The organism is Moorena sp. SIO4E2 (genome assembly GCF_010671945.1).
GTDB lineage: Bacteria > Cyanobacteriota > Cyanobacteriia > Cyanobacteriales > Coleofasciculaceae > Moorena > Moorena producens.
Map to the genome: position 1 here is coordinate 1 of NZ_JAAHIE010000276.1, position 9565 is coordinate 9565.

Consider the following 9565-nt stretch of genomic DNA (forward strand, 5'->3'; position numbering starts at 1 on the left):
CCGCGATCGCCTATAGCTTGACAGGTTTGTAAATCCTCCAGCTGAATTTGTTTAGCTGTTTCAAGTAAGGAAGCTTTAATCTCTTCTACTGTCCCGATCGTTTCATAGGCATTTTTAAGCATCCGCATGATTGCCCAAAACAAATTCACGGCTGTAGGACGAGTTTGCCGCAACTGCTGGGCTACAACTTCAAGCTGTTCAAGGAAAGCCTTACGTTCTTTAGTTTTAATCTCTCTTGCGCCAAGGTAAATGCCATAAGCCGCTGCTACTCCAATAGCTGGCGCTCCCCGAACAATCATAGTTTTAATCGCCTCAACCATATCTTCACAGCGGCTGATTTCTACAATGGAATATTTGCCGGGTAAGCGGTTTTGGTCAATGAGGATAACTCGGTCGTTTTCCCAAACAACGGGATAAACTTGGTATGTGGATGGGTTCATATAAGTTCGATATATTGTTAATTGTTAATTGTTAATTGTTAATTGCTATTTTGTTAACGGTTAACAGTTAACAGTTAACTGTCAACTGTTAACATTGATAGATTAACTAACAGAAGATGGCTGTCTATTAAAGAACGCTGCCCTGATCTGTTCAGCAATTTGAGAGCCAGTCAGCCCCAAATCAGCTTTTGATTCATCGGGCTTGGCATGATCCACTAATTGATCCGGTACACCAAAGCGCTTGAGGGGAACTAATATATCATTGTCCATGAGTGCTTCTGCCACCGCTGAACCAAAGCCACCCATTAAGCACCCTTCTTCTAGGGTAACTACACGACCAATTTTCTGAGCCAAGGGGAAGATTAATTCTGTATCTAGGGGCTTGACAAAACGAGCATTAATCACCGTTGCTTCAATACCATGCTCGCTAAGAATTTCAGCGGTTTGCATGGCGGTGTAAACCATAGTGCCGTACCCTACCATTAACAGGTCGTCACCATTACGCAAGAGTTCTGCTTTACCAATGGGTAGTGCTTCCCAACCATCTTCCATCAGGGGAACGCCATAGCCACTACCCCGAGGATAGCGCATGGCAATCGGACCATCGGTGTGGTTTATTCCTGTAACTACCATACGTTGCAGTTCAGCTTCGTCTTTGGGAGCCATAATTACCATATTGGGAATGCATCGCAAATAGGAGATATCATACATCCCTTGGTGAGTAGGGCCATCAGCACCCACAATTCCTGCACGGTCGAGGCAGAAAAAGACCGGTAGGTTTTGGATACAAACGTCGTGAATAATTTGGTCGTAAGCCCGTTGTAAGAAGGTGGAGTAAATAGCTGCAACCGGTCGCATTCCTTCACAGGCTAGGCCAGCTGCTAGGGTGACGGCGTGTTGTTCCGCAATCCCCACATCTATGTATTGGTCAGGGAGTTTTTCTTGCAATTTATTCAACCCTGTCCCGGTAGCCATAGCTGCCGTGATGCCAATGATTTTGGGATTATTCTGAGCTAGTGTGACTAGGGTGTGGGCAAAAACTTTGGAATAGCCGGGGGGTTTGGGTTTTTTAGCTGGAAGGGCTTTACCCGTAGCTAGGTTGAAGGGACTTTGGGCATGGTAACCCACTTTGTCCGCTTCTGCGATCGCATACCCCTTGCCTTTCGTAGTTGCCACATGCACCAGCACTGGTCCATCTAGCTTGTGGGCGTTGGTAAAGGTGGAAATTAACTCCTCTAGATTGTGACCATCTACCGGTCCGATGTAAGTAAAGCCAAGTTCTTCAAATACTGCTCCGACCTTAGGTACGGCTAAACGCTTCATCCCTTCCTTGAGCCGTTGCAAGTCTGGGGATAAAGACTCACCGACAAAGGGGAGATTTTTGAACTGTTCCTCTAAATTGTCAGTAAGAAACTGCATCGGCTCAGAAAGCCGCACTTTGTTGAGGTAACGGGGAATAGCCCCCACATTGGGGGAGATGGACATCTCATTATCATTGAGCACCACCAGTAGTTTAGTATGGGGTAAATGCCCTGCATGATTGATGGCTTCCAAAGCCATGCCACCGGTCAGAGCACCATCACCAATAACTGCTGCCACTTTGAAGTTTTGCCCTTTGCGGTCTCGGGCGATCGCCATACCCAAAGCAGAAGAAATACTGGTGGACGCATGACCCGCTCCAAAGTGATCAAACTTATTCTCGCAGCGCTTTAGATAACCAGCAATACCATCTTTCTGCCGTAGGGTATGGAATCGGTTATAGCGCCCCGTGAGCATTTTGTGGGGATAAGCTTGGTGTCCAACGTCCCAGACTACCTTATCATAGTCAAGGTCAAGTGTTTGATACAGACCTAAGGTTAATTCTACCACTCCCAAGCCTGGTCCTAAGTGACCACCACTAGTAGCTATGGTTTGGAGATGTTTCTCGCGAATTTGACGGGCAATTTCCTCTAGTTGACGAATCGATAGACCGTGCAACTGATTTGGATGAGTAATTTCACTGAGATGCATACCGTCTCTTTGAATTGCTACTGGATTGTGTTAATGTTTATCTTTCGACTCCCTAAAAGTATCCAATAATTTGGCGCTTCAAGGGTTATATGGAAGCTAAAGATTACCTGAAAAATGGCATTTCTGGTCAACTTTCCATTGTAAATTTTCCTTGCGACCAGCAGCCGATCACCATTGCTCCCGATACTCCAGTAACGGAAGCGATCGCTACGATGAATCAAACTCGAAGGAGTTATGTGCTGGTAGTACAGCAGCAGCAATTGGTAGGCATTTTTACAGAACGGGATGTGGTCAAAGTAGCATCAGCCGGAATGGTCAACTCAGGGGTTTCCATCGCTGATGTGATGACTCAAGAGTTAATTACCTTGCCCATCATAGCGAAACCGGACATTTTTTTGGTAGAGTCCCGATTACGTCAACACCAGATTCGTCACCTACCCCTAGTGGATGAACCAGGTCAAGTAGTGCGTGTGGTGACCCCCCACACCATGCCAGCCATCCTCTCTGCTATTGTTACTAAGGTCGAAGACTTACACCAACAGTTGAGTCAAAAAGAAGGGGAATTAGTGGCAGCTAATCAGCGATGGCAGCAGGAAGTTGCTGTCAATCAGCAGTTTGAAGAAGAATTGGGGGAAAATGAACATGCCTGGCAGTTGAGCCAAGAACGTCTTGAGAGTATTCTGACTTCCCTAGAAGCAGTGGTATGGTCTTTTGATCCTTCGATTGACAAACTGCTTTATCTTAACAGTGCTACCGAGCAAGTCTATGGTCGCAGTATCACTGAGTTCTTCGGAAACTTACGCCTGTGGGAATCAGTGGTTCACCCAGAGGATCTCGAAACCTATGAACTGGCACACCAAACCCTGCTGTCAACTGGTGCCAAAGATATTGACTACAGAATTTTGCGACCGGATGGAGCTGTGAGTTGGATTCGCCATCGTGCTCACCTCCTCACAGATGCTAATAACACTCCAATTCGGATCCATAACATAGCCATCGACATCACACAGCTCAAACAGGTCGAGGAAAACCTCAAAGCTACCCTAGTTGAGAAAGAGGTGCTGCTCAAAGAAATTCACCATCGGGTCAAAAACAACTTACAAATTGTTTCTAGCTTACTACACTTGCCATCTCTGACAGTAGATCAACCCCAAACCCGAGTACACCTGTCGGAAGCTCGCCATCGCCTTGAAGCCATGGCTCTCATTCACAAGAAACTTTATGGTGCCTCAGTGATAGGCAACCTGGATGTAGTGGATTATATCCAGAACCTAGCGGTGAACTTACTGGTAGCTTATCAAGTAACTAGCGATAGGATTCAGTTGCACACGACTATTGAACCCATTTCCCTCAGTATTGATCAGGCCATCCCTTGCGGTCTAATCATCAATGAACTGGTATCCAATTCCCTGAAGTACGGGTTTCCCAATGGACGCTATGGTGAGATTCACATTGAATTGCACCATAGCGGGGACGATCAGGTTGAATTGATTGTCCGAGATAATGGGGTTGGTTTACCAGAAGAGTTAGATTGGCGTAATACCCAGTCTTTAGGATTATCGTTAGTTTATGACCTGGCAACGGAGCAACTAGACGGGAGTATGTTTCAGGGCCATAGCGAGGGCACAGCTTTCAGAATAGTATTCTCAACAGCAACAATTGTAGAAGCAATAGGACAACAATAGTGGTTACCAGGGTGTTAGTTGTAGAAGACGAAGTTATTGTTGCTAAGACAATTGCTAGCCAGCTTAAGCAACTGGGTTATATGGTATCAGCTACTGCTTCATCTGGCTCTCAAGCCATTACCAAAGCCGCTCAAACTAAGCCTGACTTAGTGCTGATGGACATTTTCCTCAAAGGCAAGATGGATGGTATTACTGCTGCTAGGCAAATTCGTGAACATTTACGTATTCCTATCGTCTATTTAACTGCCTATGGGGATGAAGATACCTTGCAACGGGCTAAGGTTACCCAACCCTTTGGCTATGTTACCAAACCGTTTAACGAGAGAGACTTGCGGGTTGCCATTGAAATGGCTCTCCAGCAATACCAGATGGAGCAGTCGTTGCAGAACAGCCAAGCTCAGTTGGCATCCATTTTAAACTCTATCGATGATGCAGTTATTGCTACCACGACCCAAGGTACCATTACCTTTATGAATGCTCCCGCTGAAGCTCTGACTGGTTGGAAGGCATCGGAGGTATGGGGGCGAGATGTGACCTCAGTGTTCCCAATTGTTAATGACCTGACCGGTAATCTAGTCAAGTATCCCCTAGATAAAGTGATCAAGACCGGACAAGTTGTCTATCTGGGCGAGCATAACGCTTTGATCGCAAAGGACGGTGGTCGAATTCCTGTTGGTAATAGTGCTTCACCCCTAAAAGACCAACTGGGAAACGTGAATGGAGTAGTGCTCGCGTTTTGGGATATCAGCGAGGATCCTCAGACAGAAATGTTAGAGCAGGTGTTGGCAAAAGAGCAAGAAATCCAAGATTTCCGCTCCCAGTTCGTCTCCACCGTTTGCCACGAATTCCGTAATCCCCTCAGTGTGATCCTAACTGCCGCTGAATTACTTAAGCGCTATGGTAATCTGGCCACTCAGGAGCAAAAGCAGCGTTATCTAAAACGAATTACTCTTTCAGTAGAGCGCATGACTGAGTTGATGGAAGAGGTGTTGCTAATCGGTCAAGCTGAAGTAGGTCGGCTAGAATTTATTCCAACTCCGATGAACTTAGAGCAATTCTGCCAGGATTTAATTGCAGAACTATGCCTAGATCAAGCCAGCCGCAACCGGATTGTTTTTACCTCTGACGGGGTCTATACAGAAGTCTGTATGGATGATAAACTTATACATTACATTATAACTAATCTGCTTACCAATGCTTTGAAGTATTCTCCTTCTCATGAAATCGTGACCTTTAACCTAACTTGTGATCTGAAACAGCAGTTGGTTGTGTTCCGCATCCAGGATAAAGGAATTGGGATTGCTGAAGCAGACCAAAAGAAAATTTTCGAGTCTTTTTATCGAGCCAAAAATGTGGGGACAATTCAAGGGACTGGTCTGGGACTATCGATTGTGAAACGCTGTGTGGAACAGCATCAGGGAGAGATTGAACTGACTAGCGAAGTGGGCGTTGGGACAACATTTACGATTAAAATTCCCATAGTAAGTAATGGGGAAGTCAGAGGTCAGAGGTCTGAGGTGAGAAGTTCTGATTCGGAATGGCTCGGGAGTAGTCGCAATTAGCTATAGCAATTCTCAAACTAATGAGGTCAAAATTATGGGCTTTAGGGAGCAGGGAGCAGACAAGAGGAACCCACCCCTAACCCCTCCCAGGAGGGGAAGGCAAGAGGAACCCACCCCTAACTCCTCCCAGGAGGGGAAGGCAAGAGCAACCCACCCCTAACCCCTCCCAGGAGGGGAAGGCAAGAGGAACCCACCCCTAACCCCTCCCAGGAGGGGAAGGCAAGAGCAACCCACCCCTAACCCCTCCCAGGAGGGGAAGGCAAGAGGCAAGAGGCAAGAGGTAAAAAAATATTTGTACCTCATAGCTATGAGAAACGCTAGATCTTTTTCCCGATAAGCGTGAGGGTGTGTTGAAAACAAGAGTAGTTTTAAAAAAGCGAAACTTTCTGGAGCTTAATACCAAGGACAAATGACAAAGGAAAAATGACCAAAAAACCTGGGTTAAAACTTGTTATTACTGCGGCGATCGCATTTTTTTTATTCACCTTAATTTTTACTCTACATCGACACTATACTTTTTATTCTTCCTACGATCAAGGAATTTTTAATCAAGTCTTCTGGAATGGAATTCACGGTCGCTTCTTTCAGAGTACTCTTTCATCCCAGCTGTCTACTAATGTAGTTCATAATGGGGAAGTTCCAAATGTCTATTACCACCGATTAGGGCAACATTTTACTCCCGCCCTGTTACTTTGGTTACCGTTATATGCTTTGTTTCCATTTCCCGCTACCCTAACCGTTTTGCAGGTAACGTTGGTAACAGCTGCTGGTGTAGTTTTGTATATCCTGGCTAGACAGTATCTGCAACCGATGTTAGCAGCAATGATTACGGTTAGCTTTTACTGTGCTAATGCTATTCTCGGTCCGACCTTAGCCAATTTCCATGACATCTGCCAAATTCCGCTATTTGTATTTGGGCTACTGCTAGCTATGGAAAAACGCTGGTGGTGGCTGTTTTGGTTGCTGGCAATTTTGATTTTAGCTGTACGGGAAGATTCCGGGATAGGTTTGTTTGGTGTGGGATTCTATTTAATAGTCAGTCGGCGCTACCCTCGCATTGGTCTGGCAGTTTGTACCCTCAGTTTCGGTTACATACTTGTCTTGACCAATCTAATTATGCCCCTATTTTCGGAAGATATTTCTCAACGGTTCATGATCGAGCGTTTTGGTCAGTACGCTGATGGGGATGAGGCGTCTACTCTGGAAATTATTAAGGGTATGCTGACTAATCCTTGGCGTTTACTAGTAGAACTGTTTACTCCCTTTTTTGGCACCATTCAGTATTTATTAGGTCAATGGTTACCATTAGCATTTATACCAGCTATTGCTCCCGCTTCTTGGTCTATCGCAGCATTTCCCTTGCTAAAACTTCTGTTGGGTAAAGGTCAATCAGTGCTTGCGATTAATATCCGTTATGCGATGACCGTAGTACCTGGGCTATTCTATGGCGCGATACTTTGGTGGTCAGCTCATCCCCAATTTAGTCAAGCTGTGATCTCGGCTAGGTCTAAGTTTCGAAGCTTTTGGATTTTTTGTCTAACCCTTGCGGTAGTGTTGACCATTACCTCTAGCCCCAATCGAACCTTTTATTTCCTGCTTCCGGATTCCTACCAACCCTTCGTCTATGTGCCGTTAACCCAACAGTGGTCTCGTGTGGGGTCGATCCGGTCATTACTGGCTCAGATTCCCCCAAATGCTAGTGTCTCAGCTACTACCTATCTAGTCCCTCATTTGTCAGGACGTCGGGAAATTATCCGCTTAGCAGATTTACAGTTGCGCAATGATAATGGCGAGGTGGTGAAGGTGGATTATGCGATCGCAGATTTATGGCGGTTACAACGCTATCAAATTGCCTTTAAGCATGATGGTCAGCGGTTGCGCTCTTTAGTTAACATGATTGACCGGGTCACCAAGACTAACGAGTATGGCATCATTGGTTTTAAAGATGGTGTGATTTTGATGCAAAAAGGAGTAGCATCTAATCCAGAGGCTATGAGAGCATGGCTAAGCTTTAGGCAAGAGTTAGATGTCTCAACTACAGGAGCATAATTGTAATAGCAAAGGGAATAGGAACCCACCCCTAACCCCTCCCAGGAGGGGAACACGGAGTCGGGAATCGGCAAGATGGCATCAAAAATTCTGACAATTCCGACACGGATTGCTAAACTGTCTTCCTGGGTACAGGTCTCCTGGCTATTGAGTGGTTCGGCCATAAACTGATATTTATTAATAAATAATATTAATAAGATCGGTTCAATAAACATTAATGCCTAGCACCAGTACTACGTCCTACGCTATTGACTTTGGCACGAGCAATACGGTAATCACTCGCTGGAACCCAGTCACGGAAACGCCAGAAACCATCACGTTACCAGGACTTGCACTGCAACTTAGTCAAAATCCTCCCTTAATTCCGAGTTTGGTGTATGTGGAAGATGCGGCTCAGGGTAAGGTTATGGTTGGACAGGCAGTACGCGATCGCGGTTTGGATCTCAGCAGTGACCCTCGATTCTTCCGCAGCTTCAAACGGGGGATTGGTGCTGAGGTTCAGGGATTTCTGCCAGAACTGGATGGCACCGTGATCACCTTTGAACAAGTTGGGCAATGGTTCCTCAACCAAATTATTGAAGACCTATCAGCCCTCCAGTCAGAGGCGGGGGATTCTGCCATTGAATCGGTGATTCTGACTGTGCCTGTGGATAGCTTTGAAGCTTACCGCCATTGGCTTAGTGGAATCTGCCAATCGTTGCCAGTGGAACAGGTGAGGATGCTGGATGAACCGACAGCGGCTGCTTTGGGCTATGGTATTGCGGAAGGGGATACTCTACTAGTTATAGACTTTGGTGGTGGCACTCTGGATTTATCTCTGGTGCAGCTGAATCAGGAGGCTCAAGGGAATAAAAAACCTATTGGGTTTATTCTTAAGTGGGGGCAAAAGTCATTTGGTGAAGGGTCTAGCCAGAAGGTGAAAATTGCCCGTGTGCTGGCGAAAGTGGGACAAAATTTGGGTGGGACAGATATTGATAACTGGCTGGTGGATTATTTTGTGGAAACTCAAGGGTTAATGCGATCGCCTTTGACTACTCGACTCGCAGAACGCTTGAAAATTCAACTGTCTGAGCAGTCTGAGGCTACTGAAGTCTATTTTAATGATGAAACCTTCGAGAGTTACGAACTAAAACTAGACCGGGAGACGTTTGAAACTATCCTCAAAGAACACCAGTTTTTTGATACCCTTGATGATAAGATGACGGAAGTGCTGCAACAAGCAAGACGCAATGGTATAGAAGTACCAGATATAGATGGTGTCTTGTTAGTGGGTGGCACGGTTAATATCCCAGCAGTTCAGGCATGGGTAAACCAGTATTTCGACTCAAACAAGGTTCTTTGCCAAAAACCCTTTGAAGCGATCGCAACTGGCGCACTTCAGCTCAGCCAAGGTATCGAAGTCCAAGATTTCCTCTACCATAGCTACGGAATTCGCTATTGGGATAGACGGTTAAAGCGTCACAACTGGCACTCAATCATTAGAGAAGGACAGCCTTACCCCATGAGTGAGCCCGTAGAACTCTTCTTAGGAGCATCGGTAGAGAATCAACCGAGTATAGAGCTAATTTTAGGAGAGTTAGGCTCCCAAACTGGTGGCACAGAGATTTATTTTGAAGGCGATCGCTTGATTACTCGTCAGTTAGGCCAGGGCGAAAACGCTGTGCAACCCCTGAATGATAGGGATGGGGCAAGAAGTCTGGCTAAATTAACACCCCTGGGCAATCCCGGAAGCGATCGCATTAAACTCCAGTTTCAAGTTGATGGTGAACGTTACTTGAGAGTTACTGTAGATGATTTACTTACCAATGAAACCTTATTG

The 9565-nt window shown here is 45.8% G+C and carries 5 protein-coding genes and 1 pseudogene; 4 read left to right on the plus strand and 2 right to left on the minus strand.

From position 1 onward, the window contains the following. A pseudogene (locus F6K37_RS23715) lies at window positions 1-440 on the minus strand (S-methyl-5-thioribose-1-phosphate isomerase); the annotation flags it as partial. A gap of 102 nt (window positions 441-542) precedes the next feature. After that, window positions 543-2450 carry a 1-deoxy-D-xylulose-5-phosphate synthase gene (gene dxs / locus F6K37_RS23720; RefSeq protein ID WP_287252519.1) on the minus strand — a complete coding sequence of 636 codons (1908 nt, stop codon included), beginning with the start codon at window positions 2448-2450 and terminating at the stop codon, window positions 543-545. An 89-nt stretch (window positions 2451-2539) separates the two neighbouring features. Between dxs and F6K37_RS23725 the strand changes: the two genes are divergently transcribed. The 4 genes from F6K37_RS23725 to F6K37_RS23740 all read left to right on the plus strand — a co-directional run. Next, window positions 2540-4135, plus strand: coding sequence for a sensor histidine kinase (locus F6K37_RS23725; RefSeq protein ID WP_008191305.1), 1596 nt, complete (start codon window positions 2540-2542; stop codon window positions 4133-4135). Further along, the gene (locus tag F6K37_RS23730) at window positions 4135-5697 is read left to right on the plus strand and encodes an ATP-binding protein (RefSeq protein ID WP_287252521.1); all 1563 of its coding nucleotides are present in this window, start codon (window positions 4135-4137) and stop codon (window positions 5695-5697) included. The genes F6K37_RS23725 and F6K37_RS23730 overlap by 1 nt, the downstream gene beginning before the upstream one ends. Before the next feature lie 423 nt (window positions 5698-6120). Beyond that, a complete protein-coding gene (locus F6K37_RS23735) occupies window positions 6121-7746 on the plus strand; it encodes a DUF2079 domain-containing protein (RefSeq protein WP_287252523.1) in 1626 nt (541 codons plus the stop codon). A 217-nt stretch (window positions 7747-7963) separates the two neighbouring features. Further along, window positions 7964-9565, plus strand: a 1602-nt coding sequence (locus F6K37_RS23740; RefSeq protein WP_287252524.1) for an Hsp70 family protein, incomplete at its 3' end; no start/stop codon positions are given.

Bases quoted from the DNA above. Each gene is read 5' to 3' on its own strand.
- dxs (WP_287252519.1), bottom strand. From the start codon at position 2,450: ATGCATCTCAGTGAAATTACTCATCCAAATCAGTTGCACGGTCTATCG.
- F6K37_RS23725 (WP_008191305.1), top strand. From the start codon at position 2,540: ATGGAAGCTAAAGATTACCTGAAAAATGGCATTTCTGGTCAACTTTCC.
- F6K37_RS23735 (WP_287252523.1), top strand. From the start codon at position 6,121: ATGACCAAAAAACCTGGGTTAAAACTTGTTATTACTGCGGCGATCGCA.